Consider the following 25433-nt stretch of genomic DNA (forward strand, 5'->3'; position numbering starts at 1 on the left):
AAAGATGCGCGGAAAAGCGCAACGCTTCAGACTTTATGAAACGCCTATTTACATATAACCCATAGTTAAAATTCTGGCTTCTGGGGTGATAATTACTGAAAAGCCCTATATTTAATTTTCGCATTCAGCTTACGTTGTTCAAGGCAGCTCGAACCATATATGGAAATGCTTTCCTGTTGCGCTGTCGCATACTGAACAAAAGCCGTTCTGCAGGATCCTGAACAGAACCTTTCGCAAAATCATATATAAACACACGAAACCGAACATGAAAAAAAATGCATATGCCAAAGCCCTGCTTGTTGCGGGTGTTTGCCTGGCCACCGCCTGCAGCAGCAGCGAAAAGGCGCAGGTAACGGACCAGACACCAACAGAAGCCGTAACGCTGCAGCCCGACTCCAGTTTTGAGGCCGCGGCCGCCCAATACAAGGTGCTGATGGCCCGCCTGCCGCAGGACAAGTTGCCGAAAACCTATTATGCCGAGACAGACAGCCTGGAAACGAGCAATACCGGGTGGTGGACCAGCGGATTTTACCCGGGCTCGCTCCTTTACCTGTATGAGGAAACCGGCGACAAGGTGCTGTATGACGAGGCCATGCGCGTGCTGAAACTGCTGGAAAAGGAACAGCACAACACCCGCACACACGACCTGGGCTTCATGATGTTCGACAGCTTCGGAAACGCCAACCGCATAGAGCCAAAGCCGGAGTACAGGGAGATCCTGCTCAACAGCGCCAAGTCGCTGGCCACGCGCTTTAACCCGGCAGTGGGCGCCATCCGCTCCTGGGACTCCGATGCCGATGACTTTATCGTGATCATCGATAACATGATGAACCTGGACCTGCTTTTCTGGGCCACGGAGGTGACCGGTGATTCCACGTACTACGACATCGCTGTGACGCACGCCAACACCACCATGGAAAACCATTTCCGGCCCGACCACAGCACCTACCACGTCATCAACTACAACCCCACCACCGGTGAGGTGCAGGAGAAGAAAACGGCGCAGGGCGCAGCCAACGAGTCGGCCTGGGCGCGGGGGCAGGCCTGGGGCCTGTACGGCTTCACGGATGTATACCGCGAGACAAAAGATGAAAAGTACCTGCAGCAGGCGCAGCAAATCGCGGATTTTATGCTGAACCACCCCAACATGCCCGACGACCTGATCCCGTACTGGGACTTCAACGCGCCGGACGTTCCGAATGCGCTGCGCGATGCCTCTGCCGCCGCCATCATGGCCTCTGCCCTGCTGGAGTTGAGCGGGTATGTGGATGAAGCGAAAGGCAAGGCATATGTCAGCGCTGCCGAGACCATCCTGCAAAACCTCTCTACCGCCGAGTACAAAGCCGCGCCCGGCACCAACGGGGGCTTTATTTTGAAACACGGCGTGGGCCATAAGCCCGCAGGCACCGAAGTGGACACCCCACTCACCTACGGCGACTATTACTATATAGAGGCCCTGAAGCGGTACAAGGAAATGACCAGCTGATTTATATATGATTTACATAAACACAGGAGCCGGCTCTATAGAGGGCCGGCTCCTGCTTTTATGTATAACTATCTTTTATGCTTTCTCATTTATTCTTTAAGATTATCTAATGGCTCATCAAAATCAGGGGCCATTATAAAGAACCCTTGGGCACTTCCAAACTTCCGTTCTTCTGATAGCTTTTTTCCCTTTGACTTTGTTTTCAAAAATTTACGAAATCAGATACCTCCTTTTTAAGATCCGATGGCAGGGAGGCCGTTTTTGTACATAATTGGATATCGGCCATAAAGAAAAGACGGATGTGTATGTTAAAGTCTAAGCGCTGGATCGTTAATACAGCTTAATCAAAAGTGACTGAACCACTCGTTGTTGATTTCGACTTTCTCTATCATTTCAACATTCACTCCCAGCCTAAGTTCTTTCAACTTCTCAGCAAAATCATTCCCATCAATTAAATCAATGGGCGGAGCGCCATCTCTGTTTGCTTCCTTTTTAGCCTCACGCGTAAAGCTTCCTGTGGAAATGATCAAACCCTTTTCAGCACGGCCAATCATAGCTCCCCTGAAGTCTCTTACAACGCTTGAGCCGACACTTCCCTGGTACCTCTTGGCCTGAAACACAACATGAAATGACAGTACTCCGCCAATTCTTAAGATTCCATTACCGTCTATTCCGCCATCATTCGTGCGTTGTGTTACTTCAACATTGATGAAGCCGAGCTCCCGTAGCATCCTTTGGCAAAGCCTTTCAAAACTCTCCGGCGTAATTGCTTTCACAACCTTTAGAAGCTCTTCCTGCCAGGATAATTCAACCAACTCATCAGTTAAATTATTAACCTGACCGGGAGCATTGATTTCGTTCCCATTCTCCTTCCGATCAAGCTTTGCTACTGCTTTTTTTATTTTATCTTTCTCAACCGATGGAAGCTGATTTCCTTTTTCTGTCAGAGACCACACACCTCTGGCAGAGTTTTCTACCAGGCCGTACCGCTTCAGGTAATTTCGAGCCCAGGCTAACCTATATCTCAATTTTGTGGTGCTCTCACGATGAATATCGTTTATTTCATCTTCTGAAAGCTTAAGAATGGAAATCACTTCCTCTTCAATTTCAGAGACAGAACCGGAACCACCTAATTTTTGAAGCGCTACTAAAGTAGGATTGAACAGGTCATCATACTTGTATTTAAAAATTTCCTGCATTTGAATATCAAGTTTGGCTGATTTATATATAGCCTGAACAGAAGTTTAATTCAGCTTCCACTCAACACAAAGAGCGGGTTCTTCAAATGTACATGATGCAACCTATATATAACCCAAGTCGCGATTTACTTTCGCTGTTGTGTCATAAACCACCTCTACCCCTGGGTTGACAATGGGGCCGAACGCCAACAGAGGAATCTTCTCGGAGACGAGGTATTATTCCCCTCTTGGGAGGGGTGGGTTTCTCGTTATAAGAATTTGGGCAAGTTTATATAGCGAACTTGAGTTTAATAGTAGAACATCATCTTTTATCTATTCTTTTAAAACATCCCTTCCTCTCCCCCTCCCAAAACCGAACAAACTGTTCACTATTGAACACCTTCAACAGCTTAAATTCCATTACTTTACAACATAAACTATTGTAAATCAATACTATATATAACTGGCATCCAAATTGGCTATACCCTCACGAGCCTTACCAGATAAAACTATGGATCGTGAACTTTCAGCCACTACCCGGCAAGCCCAAAAGCAGAAACGCATCTGGCAAATCGGGATAGCCGTTGCCCTGGTGGCAGCCGCCGTCTTCGGTTTCAGAAACCTGATTACCCCTTCCCTGGAGCGGAGCGAAATCCGGACGGCGGTGGTGGAGCGTGGCCCGGTGCAGGCTACCCTCACCGCCACCGGCGAGGTGGTGCCGGAGCATGAGCAGGCCATCACCAGCCCCATACAGGCCCGCGTAGAGCAGGTGCTACGCACCTCCGGCGAAGAAGTGAAACCCGGCGATCAGGTGCTGCTGCTGGACCGATCGTTCACGCAGCTGGCCTACGACAAAATGAAGGACGAGCAGGAGATGAACCAGCACAAACGGGTGCAGCTCCGGCTGCAGCTGCAGAAAAAGCTGAACAGCCTGGAGTCGCAGCTGGCCATTAAGCGCATGAGCGTGAAAAGCCTGCAGGCCCGCCTCGAAGACGAGCAATACCTCCTGAAAATAGGCGGCGGCACCCAGGAGCAGGTAAAGCAAGCCGACCTGAACCTGAAAATCGCGCAGCAGGAACTGGCCCAACTGGAGCGAGACATCGCCAGTGAGCGGCAGTTGCTGCAGGCCGACGAGCAGGAACTTGGCTTCACACTGGCCATGCAGGGCCGCTCCATCGAAGAACTGGAACGCAAGATGCAGCAGGCCGAGGTACGGGCGACGCACCGGGGCGTGGTGACCTGGGTAAAGGACGAAATCGGCAGCACGGTAAACGCCGGAGATGTCATCGTGCGCCTCGCCGACCTGAGCAGCTTTAAAGTGAAAGCCTCGGTGTCGGATGCCTTCGCCGACCAGATGCAGCCGGGTGGTGAGGCCACCGTGCGCATCAACAACACCGACCTGAAAGGGACCATCGCCGCTGTAGAGCCCACCGTCACCAACGGCACCGTCACTTTTTACGTGGCCCTGCAGGACAACGCCCACACGCTGCTTCGCCCCAACCTGCGCGTGGATGTGTACGTGACCACGGCCACTAAACCCAACACCCTCCGCGTGAAGAACGGCCCCTACTTCAACAGTGCCAGCAACAGCGACATGGTGTATGTGGTGCAGGGCGATGAACTGATCCGGACACCAGCGGATATAGGCGCCAGCAATGTGGATTATGTGGAGCTCGAGCGCGGTGTTCAACCCGGCGATGAAGTGGTGATTTCTTCCATAAAAGATTACGAGCACCTGGAGAAAGTGAAGCTGAAATAAAATAGACGCATAAAGTAGCACAATACGCTTATCACAACACCATTATCCGCAATGCCTTTCCAAGCTATGAAACACCCTCTATCATATATAAAACTTCGTGCTACATGAGCCTTGAAACGAATACCCATACCCAGAACTAAAACTATGAAAAGCCAATCTATATACCGGTTATTGTTGCTGTGGCTGTCCCTGCTGCCTGCGCTAAGCCATGCCCAGCCAGCGGAGCGCCAACTAAGCCTGCAGGAGGTGATTGCGCTGGCGCAGGAGCAGTCGGCGGTGGCGCGGCAGGTGGAGACCACGCGCGAAACCAGCTACTGGGAGTGGCGCAGTTTTAAGGCTGCCTACAAGCCGCAACTGAGCGTAGAGGGCATCCTACCCGACTTCAGCCGAACCTTCAACCCCGTTACGCAGCCGGACGGCACCCTTGAGTTCAAGCCAGTGACCAATAACTTCTCGGAGATGGGCCTGACCCTGCAACAGGTCATCAGCCCGACGGGCGGCAGTGTTTTCGTGACCTCGCTGATGCAGCGCTTCGATGATTTTGACCGGACACAAACGCGCTACAACGGCAACCCGGCTATCATCGGTTTCGAGCAACCGCTGTTTGCCTACAACAAGCTGCGCTGGGCAAAACGCATCGCGCCGCTGCGCTACGAGGAGTCGCGGAAGCAGTATGTGGAGGACCTGGAGGAGATTGCCGTCACCGCCACCGGCCTTTATTTCGACCTGCTGCTGGCCCAGGTGAACCAAAGTATCGCCGCCAAGAACCTGGCCAACAACGACACGCTGTACCAGGTGGCGCAGGAGAAATACAAGCTGGGCCGACTCTCCAAAAACGACCTGCTGCAGCTGCGCCTCGCCGTCCTGAACGCAGGGCTGGACCAGGCGCAGGCCGTGCTGGACGCGCAAACAGCCCTGCTTGCCCTCAAAACCTATGTAGGCCTGCGCGACAGCCTGGAATTGCAACTGCAGGTGCCCGAGGAAGTTCCGGCCGCCGACATTCAGCCCGTGGTTGCCCTTGCGGAGGCGCATAAAAACAGGAAGGAAAGCCTCAACTTCCAGCGCCGCCTGCTGGAGGCCGAGAGCGGGGTGGCCAAAGCCAAAGGAGACAACGGCTTTAACGCCAGCGTGTACGCCACCTTCGGCCTCACCAACCGCGGCGAGAAATGGCGCGACATCTATGAGCAGCCCGACAACCAGCAGCGCGCCCAGATCGGGTTCAGTATGCCGCTGCTGGACTGGGGCCGCCAGCGCGCCGACTACAAAGTGGCGGAGCTAAACCAGAAGCTGGTGCAGCACACGGTAGCCCAGGAAGAAGCCAGCTTTGAGCAGGCGGTTATCACGCAAGTGAACCAGTACAACACCCTCAAAAACCGTATCAAGGCCACTTCCGAAGCCGACGCCATCGCCCAGGAGCGCTACGAAATCGCGAAGAGCATGTACCTGATCGGCCGCATCAGCATCACGGATCTGAACATTGCCCTGGCAGAGAAAGACCAGGCGCAGCGGGCCTTTATCGCCTCGCTCAGCGAGTTTTGGGGTGCCTATTACGGCCTGCGGCAGCTGACACTTTATGACTTTGAGAAACAGGAAGTGCTGGCCAGCAAGGCAGACAAGGAATAAGGCCTGCGCCCTAACAATTGAAAATCCAGAACAGAAAACTATCTATAAACCTAAACCTTACCACTATGAAAAATCTGATTGTAATGCTGGTGTTATCACCTACCCTGCTGCTGGCAGCGCCAACTCCGCAAGATGCCCGAGGGGTAAACAGCCATCTGCCCCTTACCACCGCCTCAACCCCCACCAACGGGGCCTTGCAACAATTTGCCGGTATATATAAATTAGATGAGCAGTTCGCGATCACCGTGTCTGTAGAAGGCGAAAAGCTTTATGGCCTGGCACCCGGCGACGCGGAAAAGACAGAGTTCACGCCGGTTTCTGAGAACAAGTTCATCATCAAAGGACCGGAGACAGAAGTTGAGTTTGTAAAAGAGGACGGCAAGGTAAAATACATGCTGGTGCAGATGCAGGGCGGGCTGAAGCTGACGAAGGTCGAGTGATATATCCAACCACCCCTGCCCCTCCTTGTCTAAGGGGAGGGGGGCCTGCTGCTGCATCCTCAAACTTTGAAGACTATAGTTAAAGAAATAGCTATAAATGAAGCCCAGCATATATAACTTCATATAAATAGGCCCTTGAGGTGTGGAAGAAAGGAGAAGGAGTAGGGTAACTCCCCTCCTGGGGATAGGGGCCCTCGAAAAGGACAAGGAGGGGCAGGGGTGGTTGGACCCGGCGCTTCAAATCAACCATTGTACAATCAAGCCATGCAACAATCATCAATTAGCAATCAAAAAGACATATAGAACGAAGGAGATAAAACTATGATCACGCTAATCAATATAGAAAAAGTCTACCAGACGAAGTCAATCGAGACGGTGGCGCTGCAGAACGTGAACCTGAGCATTCCGAGGGGGGAGTTTCTGTCCATTATGGGGCCGTCCGGGTGCGGCAAGAGTACGCTGCTCAACATCATGGGCCTGCTGGACGCGCCCAGCAGCGGTACCGTGGAGATTGCCGGGCAGCCCATCCGCTCTTACAAAGACAAAGAGCTGGCGCATATCCGCAACGAGAAGATCGGGTTTGTGTTCCAGAGCTACCACCTGATAAACGACCTCAGCGTGCTGGACAACGTGGAGCTGCCCCTCCTTTACCGCAGCTTCGTGAGCGGCTCCGAGCGCCGCAAACGGGCGCAGGTGGCCCTCGAGAAAGTGGGCCTCAGCTCCCGCACCGAACACTATCCGAACCAATTATCCGGCGGCCAGCGCCAGCGGGTGGCCATCGCCCGCGCCCTCATCGGCATGCCCGAGATCATCCTGGCCGATGAGCCGACAGGTAACCTCGACTCAGTGATGGGTGAGGAAATCATGCAAATCCTCCTCGACCTGAACCGACTGGAAGGCACCACCATCGTGATGGTGACGCACGACGAGAACATGGCCCTGAAAACAGAGCGCCTGGTGCGCTTCTTCGACGGGCAGCAGGTATCCGACTCAAAGCTGTTCGACTTCCAGAAAGCCTAAAGCCATGCTCAAGAACTATCTTAAAATAGCCTGGAAGGTGCTCTTGCGGCGCAAGTTCTTTACCTTCATCAGCCTCTTCGGCATCAGCTTTACCCTGATGGTGCTGATGGTGGCGACATCGCTCTTCGACCATGCCTTCGGTCCGCAGATGCCGGAGCGGGAAATGGACAAACTGCTTTTTGTGAACATGATGCGTTCGGAGTTAGAACAAGGCACCCAAAGCGGCCCGCCCAGCTACTACTTCCTTGACCGCTACGTGCGCCCGCTGGAAATGCCCGAGCAGGTATCCATCAACTCGGTGTATGTGAGCGTGAACAGCTACGTGGACAACAGGAAACTGGCCCTCGACATTAAGTTCACGGATGCCGCGTTCTGGGAAATCCTTAACTTCAATTTCGTGGAGGGCAAGCCCTTTGGGAAGCAGGAAGTGGAATATGCCAGCCGTGTGGCCGTCATCAACGAGAGCACCCGAAAGCAGTACTTCGGCACAGGCGACGCCGTTGGGCAAGATATAGAGGTAGACCAGGTGAAGTACCGTGTGATGGGTGTGGTGGAAGACGTGCCTGTGCTCCGCCTCCATTCCTACGCCGACATTTGGGTGCCTATCACACTGCGCAGCAAGGATTTTAAGAACAACGGGATGCACGGCGAATATTTTGCCACCATCAAAGCGCACAAAGCCTCCGATATACCAGCCATAAAAGAGGAATACGCCCAGATGATGCGGCAAGTACCAATTCAGAATCCAAAGGAGGTAAAAGCCCTCCACTCCTTCTCCGACTCCATTCTGGAGAGCTTCGCACGCACGCTGCTGGGCAAAGGCCGCGAAGACAAAGTTGGGCTATTATATGGCATTCTGGCTGGTATCACGCTGCTGTTCATGCTGTTGCCTACCATCAACCTGGTCAACATCAACATCAGCCGCATCATGGAGCGCTCCTCAGAGATTGGGGTGCGGAAGGCCTTTGGCGCCTCCTCCTCCACCATCATCGGCCAGTTTATCGTCGAGAACATCTTCCTGACGCTGCTGGGCGGGTTGCTGGGCTTTGCCCTGTCTGCGGCGGTACTTGCGCTCATCAACGACAGCGGCATCATCACTTACGCCAACCTGGGCCTCAACCTGCGTGTGTTTGGCTGGGGGCTGCTGCTCTGCCTGGTGTTCGGGCTCATATCCGGGGTTTACCCCGCTTTTAAAATGTCACGTTTACACGCCGTGGAGGCACTGAAAGGAGGTTCAAAATGATACGCCATCTCTTTAAACTCATCTGGAACCGCAGGAAAAGCAACTTCCTGCTTATCACCGAGATCTTCGTTTCGTTCATGGTGCTGTTCGCGGTGCTGAGCCTGGTGATCTATAACTACAGCAACTACGCCAAGCCGCTGGGCTTCAACCATGAAAACGTGTGGCAGCTTTCGCTCCGTCAAAATTCCGACTCCACCGCCCGGAACGTGCAGCTTCAGGAACAACTGCTCCGGCGGTTGCGGGACTTCGAGGAAGTGGAAAGCGCCTCGCTCTCCAGCACCAACGCCCCCTTTGCCTTCAGCCAAATGAATACAAGCCTTTCCTACGGCAAGACGAAAGATTTGCTGGCCAACTTTTATGAAGTGCAGGACGAATTTAAAGACGTGATGCAGCTGCAGGTGCGCGAGGGGAGGTGGTTTGATCCGCAGGACGACGCTTCGCGGCATATGCCGATCGTCATCAACAGGATGCTGAAGGAGAAACTGTTCGGGGAAGAGGAGGCTGTCGGCAAGCTAATCCCCGCCAACGACTCGACAAGTTATCTCGTGCTGGGCGTGGTGGATTATTACCGGGCCTACAGTGAGTTTAACGCCGACGAACCGGCTTTCTTCACCCGCATCAACCTCAGCCAAAACGACGACCGCCTGTGGAACAGCCTCCTGCTCCGCGTGAAGCCAGGCACAGGAGTGGCGTTTGAGGAGAAGATGGTGAAGGAGCTTTCCGGCATCGCAAAAGACTGGACGCTGGAAGTATCGACGCTTGAGAAGATGCGCCAGAGCAAAGCCAAACTCACGCTGGTGCCGATGGTGGCGCTGGGTCTGGTGTGCGGTTTCCTGATATTCAACGTGGCGCTGGGCCTGTTCGGTGTGCTGTGGTACAACATCAACAAGCGGTATGCGGAAATTGGCCTGCGGCGGGCGATGGGGGCTACGGCCGGACAGATATATAAGCAGTTCCTGGGCGAGGTAATCGTCATCACCACACTCGGGCTTTTGCTGGGCTGCTTCTTTGCCGGGCAGTTCCCGCTGCTGGGCGTGTTCGATCTCTCCAACGAGGTGTATGGGTTGGCAATTCTCAGTGCCATCTCACTAATATATATACTGGTGACCTGCTGTGCCCTCTATCCCAGCAGCCAGGCGGCCGCCATCCATCCGGCCACCGCGCTGCACGAGGAGTAGGGTACTATATATAAGCAAAAAAAATTATCTTTATATCATAAAATCAGCAGCCCATAACCTACCCATCAGATGATTCTTATTATTGATGATGATGTTGCCATCCGCGCTTCTCTCAGTCTTTTGCTGAAGCAGAACGGCTATAAAACCAAGGAGGCATCTTCGCCTGCCCAGGCGCTGGAGCTGGCGCGGGAGCACCAGTTCCAGCTCGTGATCATGGATATGAACTACTCGATCGAAACCACCGGCCACGACGGGCTGCAACTGCTGGGGCAGTTCAAGCAACTGATGCCACAGGTGCCGGTCATCCTGATCACCGGCTGGGGCTCCATCAACCTGGCGGTCGAGGGCATGCGGCTGGGTGCCGCTGATTTTATTACCAAGCCCTGGAGCAACGAATACCTGCTGCAGGCGGCGCGCACGGCGCTGAGCCTGTCGCAGCAAGCTGTAGTGGCCGAGAGCGAACTCTCCCGAAAAAAGCTGGACCAGCAGTACGACATCAGCTATATAGTCGGGCAGAACCAGGAGCTGTTGAAGATCCTCAAGAAGATAGGACAGATTGCGCCTACGGACGCCTCGGTGCTGATCGAGGGCGAAAGCGGTACCGGCAAGGAACTGATTGCCGAGGCCGTGCACCGCAACAGCGGCCGCAAAAGCCAGCCGTTCGTGAAAGTGAACCTGGGCGGTATCTCCTCCTCCCTGTTCGAGAGCGAGATGTTCGGCCACAAGCGGGGTGCCTTCACCGATGCGAAAGCAGACCGCATGGGCCGCTTCGAAATGGCCAACAAAGGCACCATCTTTCTGGACGAGATCGGCGAACTGGACCTGAACAGCCAGGTAAAGCTCCTGCGCGTGCTGCAGGACCGCACCTACGAGGTGTTGGGCGACAGCCGCCCCCGCAAGCTTGACATCCGGGTGGTGTGCGCGACAAACAAAGACCTGGCGCAGCTGGTGGAGGAAGGGCGCTTCCGGGAGGACTTGTACTACAGGATCAACCTGATCAAGGTAAAGCTCCCCGCCCTTCGGGAGCGGGAGGACGATATCCCGTTGCTGGTGAAGCACTTCGTGAACAACCTGAAGAAAAACTACAACCGCCCCGAGCTGCAGGTAAGCCCGCGGGCGCTGCAATGGCTGAAAGAGCTGCCCCTGCCGGGGAATATCCGGGAGCTGAAGAACCTGGTGGAGCGCACGGTGCTGGTGGCGGAAACGGATGTGCTGGAGGCGGAGGACTTTCAGGCGCAGGCGCAGCAGGGCCCAGCCAAGCCAGGCGACAAGTCCCTGCCGGCCGTTGGCACCATGACGCTGGATGAGCTAGAGGCCTCCATGATCAAAAAATCGATGGGCTATTACCACAACAACATCAGCAAGGTGGCGAGAGCCCTGGGGCTGAGCCGTGCCGCGCTGTACCGGCGCCTCGACAAATTCAATATCCCGTATGACGCTGCGGACTAAGTTCGTGCTTTTCGCGGTGGGCATACACGGCCTGCTGGTGGCGCTCGCGTGGTACCTGCTGCAGCAGAACAAATACCTTTTCCTGGGGATGGAGCTGCTGATACTTGGCTCCGTATATGTCACCGTTCAGCTTTACCGCTCCTTTTTTAAGCCACTCAAGCTTATCCGGGCCGGCATTGAGTCTATCCGCGACAAAGATTTCTCCACGAAGTTTATGGCCGTGGGCCAGCAGGACCTGGATGAGCTGGTGAATGTATACAACCGCATGATCGACCAGCTGCGCCGCGAGCGGGTGGGCCAGGCGGAGAAGCACTTTCTGCTCGATAAACTGATCCAGGCCTCCCCGGCCGGCATTCTGCTGTTGGGGTTTGATAACCAGGTGGAGAGCATGAACCCGGCAGCAGAACGCTTTCTGGGCCTATCCACTGCGGAACTGGCAGGCAAGCACATCAGCCAGCTGCCCGATGTGTGGGCCCGGCAGCTGGAGGGGCTTGCCACCGGCCAGTCTACCACGTTCCGCATCCACGGCACCTGGACTTACCGCTGCCACCGCGCTCACTTCCTGGACCGGGGCTTCCAGCATTACTTTATCCTGATAGAGGAGCTGACGGAGGCGATCCTGAAGAACGAGCGGCAGGCATATGAAAAAGTGATCCGAGTGATGTCGCATGAGGTAAACAATACGACCGGGGCCATCAATTCTATTTTGGGGTCGCTGCAATATTATACCCCGCAACTGCACCCCGAAGACCGCCAGGACTTTGCCCATGTGCTGCAGGTGGCCACGGAGCGCAATACCAGCCTGAGCCGCTTTATGGCGAACTTTGCCGAGGTGGTGCGCCTGCCGCAGCCGCAGAAAGAGCCCACCGACCTGCACGAGCTGCTGCACCGGCTGCACCGCCTGCTGCAACCGGAACTGGAGCGCAGGCATATAGGCCTGTGCTGGCAGCTGGCCACGCAGCCGCTGGTGGTGCCGCTGGATGGGCAGCAAATGGAGCAGGTGCTGCTCAATATCCTCAAGAATGCCACGGAAGCCATTGGTGCGGAAGGCACTATAACAGTAGCTACCTCCCTCCACCCGCCCCAGCTTACCATATCCGACAGTGGCTCGGGCATTCCGGCGGATGTGCTTCCTCATCTGTTCACGCCGTTCTATACCACGAAGAGCAACGGCCAGGGCATCGGTCTGACGATGGTGCGCGACATTCTGGTGAACCACGGTTTCGACTTCTCCCTGACCTCCGGGGCAGAGCAGACGAGCTTCACGATCAAGCTGCAGCCCAAGGGGTGAATGATGGCTTTCCGGGCCTCTTCCCCTTTCTTTATTTATTTGGAGAAAATCAATAAAACAGGCTGCTTGCATGCAGTGGCCTCAAAACCATATCCGCAATTTATAGTAGCAATAATTACGAACAGTATTTTATCCATCATGTATCATTGTAAAAAATATAATTAATAGCTCCAATAAATGAAATTTAGGAAGATTGTAACCTAAATATTATTTTTTTCGTAGCTCCCGTATACAACCTATGTTGTTATTCTATATATTAGATCATTCATTAGCACTAAGATCATGGAATACAACATTATCATCGCCCCCACTTTAGAAGGATTAGCATCAGAGGTTGCCGGTTTCATCCCGGAAGGCTGGAAGCTGAAAGGTGCCATTTTGGAGCATATAAACGGTTATGCGCAACAGCTCGTGCGTCATCCTAAAGACAGCATCCGCCTGCAGCAGCAGAAGGCGCAGCAGGTAGTGGAGACCCCGGCCAGGCAGCGCCGCACGAAATGGATCCAGTAAAAACAAGCCTATATTAAACAGTCACTTTAGCCAAAGTGTGAGCCGTTTCCGGTGTTCTCTTCTAAAAGAAGATCCGGGAATGGTTTTTTTATGACCGCTTCCCTCCTCCCGCCATCCATAAGGCCCTTTCCCACCAAGCTCTATATCATCGGATCGCTTTTCTGCCTGAGAGGGCAATAAAGCGGCAGTTCCGGGGTTTAACCTTTTAGGCCGCCTCGAAATGAATGTGCAGCCTTTTGCTGATTATTGACTAAATTTGTCCTCTTGTTACTTCTATTGCATTGTTATATATCCCCTGCTGCCGTTACTGCGCGCAAAACGGTACAAATTCCAAAGGCTCCAGCTTCTAAACTGAAATCACTTTTCGCTCCAGGCGAGCAGAGACAGCACCGCTACTTTCTGGAAGCCGCACGTGCAGCTAACCCCCTTGAATAGGCAAAACTGCTTCTGGATGGCCTGTTTCGGGTGACATATACATTTTTTAAAATATTTACTCAAAAAGAGAATCCTTTTAGCCAAGTAAAAGTATATATGCCTAAATCAATTTTATGTGATTTCTGAAAGCATCTTCTGAAACTATATCTGTACAACTTACACACGGTTCTGTGCGTAGGTCCCTGACATCACCCTTAAAAACGAAAAATGCGAAGTATCTTTTATTTCATCCTGCTCCTGCTTGTTACCACCTCGTGTCTTACAAAAAAGGAAATGGTATACATGCAGAACTCAAACCTGAAAGAGCAGGTCCCTACATCCTTCAACACGAACTACAGCACCTATAAACTCCAGAACAACGACGTGCTGTCGGTGAAGGTGCTGAGCGTGGACCCGGATATGTCCGAGCTGTTCAACATCACCAACCCGAACAACTCCTATGGCGTGGCCGACCCTGGCAGCATGTACCTGAGCGGCTACTCGATCGACGCGGAGGGGTTTATCAACCTGCCTACCGTTGGCAAGCTGCAGGTGGCGGGTCTCACCACCACGCAGGCGCAGGACCTGATCCAGCGTGGCCTGAGCCGCTACATCAACGATGCCACCGTTGTCGTGAAGCTCATCAGCTTTAAAATCAGCGTGCTCGGCAACGTTACCCGGCCTGGCTATTTTTATGTGTTCAACGAAAGGGCAAACCTGCTGGAGGTGTTGGGCATGGCCGGAGACCTGACGCAAGGCGCTAACCGTGAGAACATAAAGCTGATCAGGCAGACCCCAGAGGGCGCTGAGGTGGTGTTGTTAGACCTGACAGACGCGAACCTCGTACAATCCCAGTATTATTACCTGAAGCCCAATGATGTATTGTATGTGGAACCCCGCAAAGCGCAGCTGAAGCGGGAAAACCTGATCGTGGTGAGCGCCGTGTTGGGTGTTATATCTACGGCGGCGTTGTTGGTTAACTTTTTTGTGAAATAGAAAAATGAAACGAAATAAAAAAGAGCACGAGATAGATTTAAAAAGCTGGCTGTTCAAGTTCAGGTCCAAGTGGTATCTCTTTCTTGCTTTTACCCTGGTGGCGTTGGCGGTGGGGTACGTGTATGTAAAGAAATCCCCGAGCGTGTACTCCTTCAAGGCTACCCTCCTGCTGGGCGACCAGCAAACAGGCTCTAAAAAGGCCCAGGAACTGCTGGAGGTGCTGCAGGTGCAGAGCAAGGGCATAAAAGTGGAAGATGAGATAGGGCTGCTGCAGTCTGACGAAATGGTGAAGCAGGCCCTCCAGAAGCTTGACTTTACCGTGGCCTATTATAAGGTAACCGACCATTGGCTCAACAATATATCTGACCTGGTGGTAGAAGAGCAGTACGAGTCCGCTCCTTACACCGTGAAGCTCGATTCAGGATCTTACCAGTTGGTGGACCTGCCGCTGGTGGTGCGTGTGCTGAACGACAAACAGTATGAGCTTACGGCCAAAGGCGAACATGTTGCCCGCTATAACCTGGGGAACCAGACGGTGGTGGAGTCTTTGCCGGAGGTGAACTTCACCAAGGTGCTGGAATTTGGGAAGCCTTACCGTGACAAGTATATGAATTTTACCCTGGAGCGCAGCGACGCAGGGGATATGGCGCCGGGCAAAAAATATTACTTTGTGATTAACAGCCTGCAAAGCCTCGTGAACCAATATAAGAGCAGCCTGCAGGTAGCCCCTATCGAACGGGAGTCGCGGATGCTCTGGGTTACGAGCAAAGGAAGCATCCCGGAGAAGCAGATCAACTTTCTGAACACCCTGATGGCCGAGTATGTGGCTAACGACCTGGAAGAGAAAAACCGAAACGGCAGGAAAACGCTGGAGTTTATCGACAGCCAGCTGGCCACTTTGTCGGACTCTCTCAACCAGAGCCAGCAGGCCCTTTCCTCTTTCCGCTCCAACAAGCGCATCTCTGATGTGGGCATGCAGTCGAACCTCAACTTCCAGAAACTGTCATTGCTGGAATCGGAGAAGGCGCGCCTGAAGACGGACAGGTCTTATTTCGCTACGATATTAGACCAGGTGCAGAATGGAAACGGCATAGCGCAGTCTGTCTCGCCTTCAGTGGCGGGCATACAGAACCCGATTCTGAGCACGCTGTTCCTTGAGCTTTCGCAGCTGAACCAGGAGAAAGCCGGTATACAGGTGAACGCGACGGAGAACAACCCGAAGCTGGTGAAGCTGGAGAGCGAAATCAACAGCACACGAAAGGCGATTGAGGCGAACCTGAAGAACCTGATCCGCTCTGCTGATATATCCATTGCCGATGCAGATGAGCGCATCTCCAAATTAGAGAGTGACATTGCGCAGATGCCTGAGAATGAGCGGCGCCTGGCGGACCTGCAAAGCCAGTCGGCCTTTATCGACAAAAAGTATGAATTCCTGCTGGAGAAGCGTGCCGAAGCGGCCATTTCACTGGCCACCAACACAACCGACAAGAAGATCATAGACCATGCCTCGATGGCAGGCAATGCACCCGTGAACGTGAAGCCGAAGATGATTTACATGCTGGCCCTGCTGATTGGCCTGGCCATACCGGCCGGTCTTGTTATACTGATGAGCAATGTGGACAACACCATACAGGGGAAAGACGATCTTAGCAGTATCACCAATATTCCCTTTCTTGGCGTGGTGGCGCACGGCAACAAGTCAGATAAGCTGGCGGTGCTCCACAACCCGCGTTCTGCCATCGCCGAATCTTTCCGTTCGCTCCGCATTAACCTGCAGTACCTGATGGGGAACCAGAGCTTTCAGGTGATCGGTATTACCTCGTCCATCTCCGGAGAGGGTAAAACGTTCTGCTCTGTCAACCTCAGCACCGAGCTCGCGATGTCTGGCAAGCGCGTGGCGCTGATCGAGTCGGATATGCGAAAGCCTACTTTCAGCAAGTACTTTAACGTGGCCGACGTTTACGGGCTCTCTTCTTACCTGTCGCAGCCCGAGCTGTCGCTGGACGAAGTCATACAGCACACGGAGGTCGAAAACCTGGACCTGATCTCCTGCGGGCCGATACCAGAGAGTGCCGTGCAGTTACTGGAGCAACCTAAAATGCATGCGCTGATAGAGCAGCTGAAGGAGCGGTATGACTACGTGGTGATCGACACGCCGCCGGTTGGCTACGTGTCAGAGTACTTTATCCTGATGCAGCACATGGATGTGAAGCTCTACGTGGTGAAGCACAAGTACACGGAGAGAAACCTGCTGAACCAGATAAACGAGCTGTATGCCGATAAGAAGATGAAGAACATCTATATGGTCATCAACGACCTCAACTATAACAAGACGTACGAATACGGGTACAAGAAAAAGGGCAGCTACTATTACGCTTAAATCCGGCTGCCACACAAAGTCATATAGAGCAGGGGGCAGGTACGAACCACCCCCTGCTGTAACCAAGAATGATGACACCTGAGCTTACAAAGTTGCTTAAATCTATATACTGCTATAAAGCTGAATTTCAGCACCGAACCAAACCCTAACCTTTCTGGTGATTTTATTTTAAACCGTTCATTCACTGTTACTTTTTGAATAAATATTCATCTACCACCCTTACTCAAATCAAAATGAAAAAGTCATTATTATTCCTGGTACCCTTCTTCTTCCTTTTATCATGCAAAGACGAGGAAACACCCACACCAGCCCCTGTATTGATCCCTGATGGTGAAATCAGTCATCAACTCCAGGGAAAGTGGATAAACAACTTCGTTAAGAGGGAGTACTATGGAGACGCCGATACGATCGTGTATGCTGATTCAGTTAACATACAGGCTTTCTTCGAATTTAAAGGCGATCAGATGCTGATCTCTACTCCTGGAAATACTACGCAGGAGGCATGGACGTATGCGATGCCCGATGAAAGCAAACCGAATTATATCACTTTTACGCAGGGCAGCCGGACCACTGATTACCTGATCCTGTCTATATCAGACACCGCCATGGTTTGGGAAGACGAGGAGGCTTGGGCCGGTTATCCTATACATGTGGAGGACAAAGACAAAAAAACCTCCAAAGTAGGAAAGTACACGTGGCGGTTTACCAGGGAAGAATAAGGCTTCTGTAAGTTCACCACCAAAAACTTTATCCTCATTGATCAGGGTCAGCATTCGCTTCATTTTGATGAAGCGAATGCTGATTTTCGCCACCCGACGCTGCTTCCGTACAACATCAAAGCTGAATACGGATAACCCAAATGATTGTAGATGGAGTCCTGAAGGAGCGTTACGTCTGATTTTGGAGGCGTGTCATTCAAGCCCCTGAAATTTGACCGGCTTAAATGCGTTTACCGATTGAAGCGCTTGCTTGACAAGCCTGATAACAATGTAATAACAGTACCTGTCGGTGCGGATTTAGTGGATGTACAGATTGAGGACAGACGCTCTGGCTCATTCAACAGGCCAAATGCCGGGTTCAAAAGTCGGGTTTATTCAGCATTAGCTGCAGCGGCTGGTTGCCATTAGACACAGGCCATGTTGTTCATCGGTATTAACCAGAAGGTCTTATCGAACGTACTATCCCTGAGCTTTCATTTTCAGAAGCAGTTTTAGCTTGCTGACTTAACATTAGCTGTTCCTATATAGTTGTCCCCATATGGGGTGCCTCTGTAGGCAGGGTGCTGCCTCAGGGGGGAAAGGTACCTTGCTAAAATATTGCTGTTGTTTGTAATGGCTATATATGGCCTTTAATTGCAAATCGGTTATACCGACACATCTATTGCAGAACACATATCCATGCACACAATTGCCGTTACATAGCAGCGTGTGATTGCTGCCGCTGCGGATTTAGACAAGAGTACATGGTGAAGCGCGCAAGACGGCAGGCAGTAAGCGAAGAAAGTTTGATGGATGAAACACCAGACAGATGTCGTTTAACTTTTATCAAGATTTAAGAAAGAGCTTTTTATGACGATAGGTATTTCCGGGCCAGTTGACTTAAATTTGATTGCATGTGACTTAGGTACTGTCGATTTACCTGATACAAACGGGTTCCCCCTGGTTTCCCATTTAGTGAATGCCCTATTAAAGCGCGGGTATAAAGTGATCGCCTACACCAACTCCGGCCATATAGAGGAGCCGGTAATTTTGCGGGGCACTAATATAACAGTATGCATAGCGCCAACAAAACCCCAGCCCGGCCGCCGTTTCTTCCGCTACGAGATTCAGGAACTGGCAAGCCTGATGCAGCAGCACCCGGCCGATGTCATCTATGCCTTCTGGAGTTACGAGTATGCCTGGGCGGCCCTCAACAGCGGCATCCCCTCGATCGTCAGCATACATGATATCGCACGAAAGATCTTCTTCACACAGTGCGATGTATTCCGGTTTGTGCGCCTGCTCATGAACAAGGTGGTGACCTGGAAAGCACGGCACCTTGTCGCAAATTCCAGCTATACCTACAACCAGCTATCGGCCAGCCTGAAAGAGAAGAGCGTCATCATCAATAATTTCTTCACTCCTGATTTAGAGCAAAAAGTAAACAAACCCTTGCGGAAGGAAAATGTGATCGTGTCGGTAACGAACGGTTTTAACACGCGAAAAGGCATTCCCATGGCCCTCCGGGCTTTTGCAAGGCTTCGCAAAGACTTCCCGGCCTTAGAGTACCACCTGCTTGGTGTAGACATGGAACCGGGCGGCCTTGCCAACACCTATGCAATGCAACACGGCCTGGAACAGGGCGTTACGTTTATTGGCCCGCTGGGCCACGATGAACTCATCCAGAAAGTAGCCAATGCGAAAGTGCTGCTCCATCCTTCTGTGGAAGAATCGTTCGGCATGGCGGTTCTGGAGTCGATGGTTGTCGGAACGCCGGTCGTAGGGGGCAATAAGAGTGGCTTCGTTCCATTCCTGCTGGATAATGGGAAAGCAGGTGTGCTGTGTGATGTGTCTTCACCCGATCATATAGCGGCGGCGGTTGCGAAGCTTCTCACGGATGATGCATTCGCCACCAAAACCGCGGATGGCGCTTACCGGTTTGTGCAGGACAACTTCTCTGAGGAGGTAGTAATCGGGCAGCATATAAAGCTGTATGAAGCTGTAAGGTCGCTATACCGCTCCGAGGGCAAGGCAGCACCTGTTATAGAGGCAAAGGCGTATTAATGCCCTGCCTTTTTTTAAGTATGAATTGATATGAAGTTTAACTATACCATCATATTTGCTTTCCCCCTGATGCTCGTCCTGATGATGGATGAGATGTATGTGAAGCTGCTGGCCCCTGAAAATGTGGATTTCCAGATCACCCTTTTTAATCTGCTGATAAAAGGCTCGGCGGTGCTTTCCTTCACTTACAGCATTTTGAATTTTCAGCGCATGTCGCCCTATATGCGGTTTGCCTTCTTCCTGCTGACACTCTACGTGTTCTGCCTGGTGTTTGAGTCCTATTACAAGTACAGCACCTTCCTGGTGTATCCGCACGTGTTTCTTAAGCTTTTCCTGCTTAGCCACACCTTCTTTATCTATACCTTCTATAAAAAGAACCCATACCTGAACTTCAAGCACATCGTCTATTTTATATTGATTGGCTTTGTGCTCCATATATTCATCGTACACCCGGACTCTTTGAGCGTGTCGTCCTTCACCAGCCACGAACGTGGAGCCGTTGCCACTTCCGTCTATATGCTGATGATTCCCCTGTTGTACTTCCTGGGCAGTTACCTGTATGAGGGGAAGTTCATTAACCTGGCAGGCACTTTTTTTGTATTGCTGCTGATCATTTTCTTCCAGCACCGGACCGTCTGGATTTGCTCTGCCTTCGCCATAGGCGTCCTCTACCTCTACATCAGGTTTAAATCAGATAAACCGATAAACCTGGTTGGCAGGTTGTTGCCGGTGGTCTTTATCATCGCCGTTGTCAGTGTCATTTCCAGTGCCTTCATTTTTTCGATGAACCCGGATATCCTGGCCAAGTTCCAGGAGAACTTCACTGATATTGAGAACTACAATTCGCAGGGCACCGGCGGATGGCGCTACCTGCAGTTTCTTTCTTACCTGCCCTTTATACAGGACAACCTGATGGTAGGCATGCGCTTTGAGGGTTTTGAGCTGCCCATTCAGTTTTACCAGGAGGATATAGACAAGCCCGTGTTTGAGGATGGGAACGGGCACTTCTTTCACAGCTTTTATGTGGACATTCTGTTTTATGTCGGCATGGCCGGGATGCTGATCTATTTCTTAACCATGGTGCATCCCATCCGTAAGTCTTTTGGCAAGCCGCAGCTTACGATCATACAGATCATCCTCCTGACCTTTATCTCCACCGGGTTTGTGTATGGGATCTCGTACATTCTCCCGCCCTTCTATTTCGGGATACTGGGGTGGTGCATCACGATCCTGGAGCAGAAGAACAACGCTTATCAGAGTTACCTGAAGCAGTCGTCGCAGCGCATGCTTGCCAGAAGAAGGACGCAGCAGTTGCATCCGCCTCTTTCGTATCAGTAAATCTTATATATAAGTATAAACTTCTTCTAAGAATAGCAGTACAACAATATATTAACTCCTTAGCGCCTTTATGAGTACCCCAATAGAACCACTGCATACCCCGGTATTGCTGATACTGTTTAACAGAGCCCACACCACCCAGAAGGTATTCGAACGCATCAGGCAGGTAAAGCCGCAGAAATTATACGTAGCCGCCGATGGCCCGCGGCCGCATGTTGCAACAGATTCGGAACGCTGCGAGGAGACCCGGCGCATTGTGGAGCAGGTTGACTGGGAATGTGAGGTTAAAACGCTCTTTCATGCGGACAACCTGGGCTGTGGGATAGGCCCCTCCAAGGCCATCACGTGGCTTTTTGAGCACGAAGAGACAGGCATTATCCTGGAGGATGACTGCGTGCCTTCCAGGAGCTTTTTCTGGTATTGCCAGGAGGTGTTGGAGCGCTACCGGCACGACACGCGCGTGATGCACGTGAGCGGCAACAACTACCTGAACGGCTGGCGCCGCGACAGCGACTACTCCTATTACTTTTCGGACAAGGTGAATGCATGGGGCTGGGCAACCTGGCGCAGGGCCTGGCAGCTTTTCGACTACAACATACCGAGCTACCCCGAGCTGAAGGAGAAAGGCTACTTAAGCGGCATCTTCCTGAACAAGTTTGAAGAGGCCTACCGCCTTAGCAAGCTCGAGGATACGTTTGCCAATATCGCGAAAGGAGATGTGTGGGACTATCAGTGGGAGTTCACGGTTTACAGCAACTCCGGCTTGTGCGTTATACCGGAGGTAAACCTGGTCCGAAACATAGGCTTCGGGGAAGACGCCACCCATACCTTTAACATGCACGACAAAAGCGCCTTTGTAAGCGAGCAGGAAATTTCTATCCCGCTCCGACATCCCAGGTTTGTAATCCGGGACATCGAATCAGACAAGCGGAATTTCAACCACCTGCTGCGTAATAAAGTAAGCGCAAAACTGAAAAGCATATTCGGCATCAGTTTATAGCAGTGCAACTTCGCTGATGCATATATGCTACAAGACAGCGGATCACTGCTCAGTCACAACCTACCCTTCAACCCAACATGATCTATATCGTTATACCTGTTTTCAACAGAAAGGAATATACAAAAGAGTGCCTTGAGTCTTTAAGGGCTCAGACAAACCAAGGCTTCAGCGTAGTGATCGTAGACGACGGGTCTACGGACGGGACCGAAGCCATGCTCCGCGACGAGTTCCCGGAGGTGGTGGTCCTGAAAGGGGACGGCGGCCTCTTCTGGACGGCGGGGGTGAATATGGGCATCCGTTATGCGCTGGAGCAGGGAGCGGAACTGATCATGACCATGAACAACGACGTGGTGGTTGACAGCGACATGATAGCGCAGATGTATCGCTGGCACCGGGAAAAGCCGCAGGCATTGCTCGGCGCCCTGGAACTGGATGCTTCAAACAAAAAACCGATCTTTGGCGGCGAGCGCCTGAACTGGAAACTCAACACCATAGAACACCTTCTGCACGTGCTGCCTGACGCTGAACGCAAAGGGCTGCACCCCGTGACCCACTTGCCCGGCCGTGGCCTGCTTATCCCAAGGGTTGTATTTGATAGAATCGGGCTGTTGGACCAAAAACGCTTCCCGCACTATATAGCTGACTATGACTACACGCACACGGCGCGCAGAGCCGGGTTCGAGTTATTCGTGAATTATGATGCAAAAATACTGACCTACCCGGAAGAAAGCGGGGAAAGGCAAATCAGGAGCTCGAAAACCTTCAAAAACTATTACAAGCACCTTTTCGATATAAAGGGTGGGGGCAACCTGAGGGACTTCACACGATTCACCTTAAAAAACTGCCCACCCCCGTATGTGCCTTACCACCTGGCTAATGGGTACGCACGCAGGCTATTCGGTTATTTTCTTAAGTAGCCTTTCCTATATGGACGAAACCAATGCAAAAAACCAGTAACAGACGATCCAGGTATTTGATGATTTCAGGGCTTGCAGCGTTTGTGTGTTTGAGTGCATTCTTTGTTGCCATATATGTCGGGTTACCGGAAAGAAAGGTGCCTGTTCAAAAAAAGGAGCAAATCGTATACTCAGGCCCTATCGTCATCACCAAGCGGGGCACCTACACGGGCAACTGGGAGTCCCGCGATTCCAACGTCTCGGCCGTCGAGGTGACCACCTCCGAGCCGGTCATCATCGAGAATTCCAACATCCGCGGCGCCGGCCGTATGATCCGATCCGCCGGCCACGGGGCCGCCAACATCACCGTCCGCAACACCAATGCCTACGGCTTGGCCCCCACCCCCTGGCACGACTACAAGCGCACCCGCTACTTCGTGGCAGTCGACGAGTTCACCAACATCGTGGTCGAGAACTGCTATATCGAGGGCGCCGCCGGCATCAACCTGGGCGGCCGCTACCTGGGCGACGGCACCCCCGCCCAGAGCATCCGCATCCGCTACAACAAGGCCAGGAACATCGACGGCCGCATCTACGGCGGGGTGGCCGGCGTCTGCTTCGTGGGCCTCAACTTCCGAAACCCCGTCCGCCACGCCGAGATCGCCTGGAACCAGGTCATCAACGAGCCCGGCAACTCCGTGGTGGAGGACAACATCAACCTGTCCAACTCCCGCGGCACCCCCGACTCCCCCATCCGCGTCCACGACAACTACATCCAGGGGGCCCACCCCCTGGACCCCAGGTCGGGCACCTACTCCGGCGGCGGCATTATCGCCGACTCCTGGTGGCAGCAGGGCATGGGCGACCCCTCGGACGTGGCCACGGCCCACGTCAAGGTCTACGGCAACCAGACGGTGAACCTGAGCAACTACAACTACGCCATCGCCGGGGGCAACAACATCGAGATCTACAACAACCGCGCCGTCACCTCGGCCCTGCTGCCCGACGGCACCCCGGTGAGCACCCACAACATCGGCCTCTACGGCTACGACTACTACAAGACCGGGGCCACCCACTCCAACGCCGTGCACCACAACCTGACAGGGGTGATGGGCACCTACGCCCACCAGCGCAACGACGCCCCCTACTTCCCCGACGGCACCGTGGCAGCCTACGACAACGCCACCCTCCCACAGGGAACCATCACCAAAACCCACGAGCAGCAGGAGTACCAGATATGGCAGGGCAAGCTGAGCCAGAATGGGATTGTACTCGGGCCATTTGTATCCAGCGCCAGCATTGCGCCAGCCAACCAGGCCCCGACGGTGGCTATTACCTCACCGAAGGCCGGTGCTTCTTTGGCTGAAAACACCACTCTGGAGATTACTGTGTCCGCGCAGGATGCCGACGGGTCGGTAGCCAAAGTAGAGTTTTACCACGGAACCACTAAGCTTGGAGAAGCATTAGCCAGCCCGTTCAGCTTTGCATGCAGCAACCTGTTAGCCGGAAGTTATGTCCTGACGGCCAAAGCGACTGATAAGCAGGGCGCTGCCACAACTTCTGCTGCCGTCAGTATCACTATTACGAAATTGGAGACAATCAGCTTGCTGCCAGCCCCTTCTGAACCTGTCGCTGGCAAGATAACGCGTGAGTACTGGGCAGCCGTGACGGGATCCGGTCTTTCGGCGGTGCCGGTTACCAAGGCCCCGACCAGCGCCGGCGAGCTGACCCTGTTTGAGGCCCCCACGAACGTGGCCGACAACTACGGCCAGCGCATCCGCGGCTACGTCACCGCCCCTGTGAGCGGCGAGTATACCTTCTGGATCGCCGGCGACGACAACGCAGTACTTTACCTGAGTACTTCTGATAACCCCACAGACAAAAAGCAGATCGCCTACGTGAACGGCTGGACCTACTCCCGCGAGTGGTCGAAGTATACTTCCCAGCAGTCGGTGAAGGTGCCCCTGGAGGCGGGCAGGCGCTACTACATCGAGGCCCTGCACCTGGAGATGGGCGGCGGCGACAACCTGGCCGTGGGCTGGCAGCTGCCGAACGGCGCCAAGGAAATGCCGATCGCCGGCGGCAGGCTCTCCCCGATCAGCAATACATTCGCCAGCACCAGTAATTTACAGGCGGCAGAAACATCTGAAACGGCGTCTTTCATCACCGAGATTACCGCTTACCCTAACCCTTTCAGCGATGTACTCACCATGAACACGGCAGGGTTGAACGCGGAACTGAAGGAGGTTGTGCTGCTGGACCAGACGGGTAGAGTTGTTTACAAACAGCAGGACCTGCTGCCGGAAGACAACAAGCTCGCGATCAACCTTTCAGACGCGGGCCTGACGAGCGGACTGTACTTCCTCAGGTACAACGACGCTGCCGGAAACGCTAAGTCAATCAAGGTGATAAAGCAGTAAGCCACGCGCCCTTCCATCAAAAAGCCCCGGCCATATGGCCGGGGCTTTTT

20 protein-coding genes are annotated in these 25433 nt (G+C 53.0%); 18 read left to right on the forward strand and 2 right to left on the reverse strand.

Annotated elements, in window-relative coordinates:
• The first annotated feature begins 265 nt into the window (after nt 1–265).
• The gene (locus tag ABD920_RS16525; protein WP_345160592.1) at nt 266–1486 is read left to right on the forward strand and encodes a glycoside hydrolase family 88 protein; all 1221 of its coding nucleotides are present in this window, start codon (nt 266–268) and stop codon (nt 1484–1486) included.
• Between the two features lie 89 nt (nt 1487–1575).
• On the opposite strand, the gene ABD920_RS24985 is transcribed toward ABD920_RS16525, so the two are convergent.
• A complete protein-coding gene (locus ABD920_RS24985) occupies nt 1576–1692 on the reverse strand; it encodes a DUF2281 domain-containing protein (protein ID WP_425568632.1) in 117 nt (38 codons plus the stop codon).
• Between the two features lie 138 nt (nt 1693–1830).
• Entirely contained in the window at nt 1831–2685 is an 855-nt protein-coding gene (locus ABD920_RS16530; RefSeq protein ID WP_345160593.1) for a restriction endonuclease, read from the reverse strand.
• A gap of 490 nt (nt 2686–3175) precedes the next feature.
• Between ABD920_RS16530 and ABD920_RS16535 the strand changes: the two genes are divergently transcribed.
• The 17 genes from ABD920_RS16535 (at nt 3176) to ABD920_RS16615 (ending at nt 25383) form a co-directional block, all read left to right on the forward strand.
• Entirely contained in the window at nt 3176–4423 is a 1248-nt protein-coding gene (locus tag ABD920_RS16535) for an efflux RND transporter periplasmic adaptor subunit (protein WP_345160594.1), read from the forward strand.
• Between the two features lie 144 nt (nt 4424–4567).
• The gene (locus ABD920_RS16540; RefSeq protein ID WP_345160595.1) at nt 4568–6046 is read left to right on the forward strand and encodes a TolC family protein; all 1479 of its coding nucleotides are present in this window, start codon (nt 4568–4570) and stop codon (nt 6044–6046) included.
• A gap of 65 nt (nt 6047–6111) precedes the next feature.
• Nucleotides 6112–6486: a DUF3471 domain-containing protein gene (locus ABD920_RS16545; protein WP_345160596.1), complete on the forward strand. Its 375-nt coding sequence runs from the start codon at nt 6112–6114 to the stop codon at nt 6484–6486.
• Nucleotides 6487–6807: 321 nt separating this feature from the next.
• On the forward strand, nt 6808–7506 hold the full coding sequence (locus ABD920_RS16550; RefSeq protein WP_345160597.1) for an ABC transporter ATP-binding protein: 699 nt from the start codon (nt 6808–6810) through the stop codon (nt 7504–7506).
• Nucleotides 7507–7510: 4 nt separating this feature from the next.
• Entirely contained in the window at nt 7511–8749 is a 1239-nt protein-coding gene (locus ABD920_RS16555; RefSeq protein WP_345160598.1) for an ABC transporter permease, read from the forward strand.
• A complete protein-coding gene (locus ABD920_RS16560) occupies nt 8746–9927 on the forward strand; it encodes an ABC transporter permease (protein WP_345160599.1) in 1182 nt (393 codons plus the stop codon). The genes ABD920_RS16555 and ABD920_RS16560 overlap by 4 nt, the downstream gene beginning before the upstream one ends.
• A 69-nt stretch (nt 9928–9996) precedes the next feature.
• Nucleotides 9997–11376, forward strand: coding sequence for a sigma-54-dependent transcriptional regulator (locus ABD920_RS16565; protein ID WP_345160600.1), 1380 nt, complete (start codon nt 9997–9999; stop codon nt 11374–11376).
• A complete protein-coding gene (locus tag ABD920_RS16570) occupies nt 11360–12667 on the forward strand; it encodes a sensor histidine kinase (RefSeq protein ID WP_345160601.1) in 1308 nt (435 codons plus the stop codon). Before ABD920_RS16565 ends, ABD920_RS16570 begins: the two co-directional genes overlap by 17 nt.
• A 282-nt stretch (nt 12668–12949) precedes the next feature.
• Nucleotides 12950–13177 (forward strand): hypothetical protein, encoded by a 228-nt coding sequence (locus ABD920_RS16575; protein ID WP_345160602.1) that lies wholly within the window; start codon nt 12950–12952, stop codon nt 13175–13177.
• 717 nt (nt 13178–13894) lie between these two features.
• Nucleotides 13895–14587, forward strand: a complete 693-nt coding sequence (locus ABD920_RS16580; protein WP_345160603.1) for a polysaccharide biosynthesis/export family protein — start codon at nt 13895–13897, stop codon at nt 14585–14587.
• 4 nt (nt 14588–14591) lie between these two features.
• Nucleotides 14592–16967, forward strand: coding sequence for a GumC family protein (locus ABD920_RS16585; RefSeq protein ID WP_345160604.1), 2376 nt, complete (start codon nt 14592–14594; stop codon nt 16965–16967).
• Between the two features lie 233 nt (nt 16968–17200).
• Nucleotides 17201–17686 (forward strand): hypothetical protein, encoded by a 486-nt coding sequence (locus tag ABD920_RS16590; protein WP_345160606.1) that lies wholly within the window; start codon nt 17201–17203, stop codon nt 17684–17686.
• 954 nt (nt 17687–18640) lie between these two features.
• Entirely contained in the window at nt 18641–19729 is a 1089-nt protein-coding gene (locus ABD920_RS16595) for a glycosyltransferase family 4 protein (protein ID WP_345160607.1), read from the forward strand.
• A 30-nt stretch (nt 19730–19759) separates the two neighbouring features.
• Nucleotides 19760–21067 carry an O-antigen ligase family protein gene (locus ABD920_RS16600; protein WP_345160608.1) on the forward strand — a complete coding sequence of 436 codons (1308 nt, stop codon included), beginning with the start codon at nt 19760–19762 and terminating at the stop codon, nt 21065–21067.
• 70 nt (nt 21068–21137) lie between these two features.
• Complete coding sequence (locus ABD920_RS16605) at nt 21138–22067, forward strand: nucleotide-diphospho-sugar transferase (protein ID WP_345160609.1); 930 nt, start codon at nt 21138–21140, stop codon at nt 22065–22067.
• 77 nt (nt 22068–22144) lie between these two features.
• Nucleotides 22145–22984, forward strand: a complete 840-nt coding sequence (locus tag ABD920_RS16610) for a glycosyltransferase family 2 protein (RefSeq protein WP_345160610.1) — start codon at nt 22145–22147, stop codon at nt 22982–22984.
• Between the two features lie 137 nt (nt 22985–23121).
• A complete protein-coding gene (locus ABD920_RS16615; protein ID WP_345160611.1) occupies nt 23122–25383 on the forward strand; it encodes an Ig-like domain-containing protein in 2262 nt (753 codons plus the stop codon).
• The last annotated feature ends 50 nt before the right edge of the window (nt 25384–25433 follow it).

Source organism: Pontibacter saemangeumensis, assembly GCF_039541895.1.
In the GTDB taxonomy this organism is placed as follows: domain Bacteria; phylum Bacteroidota; class Bacteroidia; order Cytophagales; family Hymenobacteraceae; genus Pontibacter; species Pontibacter saemangeumensis.

Bases quoted from the DNA above. Each gene is read 5' to 3' on its own strand.
- ABD920_RS16555 (WP_345160598.1), top strand. From the start codon at position 7,511: ATGCTCAAGAACTATCTTAAAATAGCCTGGAAGGTGCTCTTGCGGCGC.
- ABD920_RS16565 (WP_345160600.1), top strand. From the start codon at position 9,997: ATGATTCTTATTATTGATGATGATGTTGCCATCCGCGCTTCTCTCAGT.
- ABD920_RS16580 (WP_345160603.1), top strand. From the start codon at position 13,895: ATGCAGAACTCAAACCTGAAAGAGCAGGTCCCTACATCCTTCAACACG.
- ABD920_RS16545 (WP_345160596.1), top strand. From the start codon at position 6,112: ATGAAAAATCTGATTGTAATGCTGGTGTTATCACCTACCCTGCTGCTG.
- ABD920_RS16550 (WP_345160597.1), top strand. From the start codon at position 6,808: ATGATCACGCTAATCAATATAGAAAAAGTCTACCAGACGAAGTCAATC.
- ABD920_RS16610 (WP_345160610.1), top strand. From the start codon at position 22,145: ATGATCTATATCGTTATACCTGTTTTCAACAGAAAGGAATATACAAAA.
- ABD920_RS16525 (WP_345160592.1), top strand. From the start codon at position 266: ATGAAAAAAAATGCATATGCCAAAGCCCTGCTTGTTGCGGGTGTTTGC.
- ABD920_RS16570 (WP_345160601.1), top strand. From the start codon at position 11,360: ATGACGCTGCGGACTAAGTTCGTGCTTTTCGCGGTGGGCATACACGGC.
- ABD920_RS16605 (WP_345160609.1), top strand. From the start codon at position 21,138: ATGAGTACCCCAATAGAACCACTGCATACCCCGGTATTGCTGATACTG.
- ABD920_RS16590 (WP_345160606.1), top strand. From the start codon at position 17,201: ATGAAAAAGTCATTATTATTCCTGGTACCCTTCTTCTTCCTTTTATCA.
- ABD920_RS16575 (WP_345160602.1), top strand. From the start codon at position 12,950: ATGGAATACAACATTATCATCGCCCCCACTTTAGAAGGATTAGCATCA.
- ABD920_RS16530 (WP_345160593.1), bottom strand. From the start codon at position 2,685: ATGCAGGAAATTTTTAAATACAAGTATGATGACCTGTTCAATCCTACT.
- ABD920_RS16540 (WP_345160595.1), top strand. From the start codon at position 4,568: ATGAAAAGCCAATCTATATACCGGTTATTGTTGCTGTGGCTGTCCCTG.
- ABD920_RS16600 (WP_345160608.1), top strand. From the start codon at position 19,760: ATGAAGTTTAACTATACCATCATATTTGCTTTCCCCCTGATGCTCGTC.
- ABD920_RS16560 (WP_345160599.1), top strand. From the start codon at position 8,746: ATGATACGCCATCTCTTTAAACTCATCTGGAACCGCAGGAAAAGCAAC.
- ABD920_RS16585 (WP_345160604.1), top strand. From the start codon at position 14,592: ATGAAACGAAATAAAAAAGAGCACGAGATAGATTTAAAAAGCTGGCTG.
- ABD920_RS16535 (WP_345160594.1), top strand. From the start codon at position 3,176: ATGGATCGTGAACTTTCAGCCACTACCCGGCAAGCCCAAAAGCAGAAA.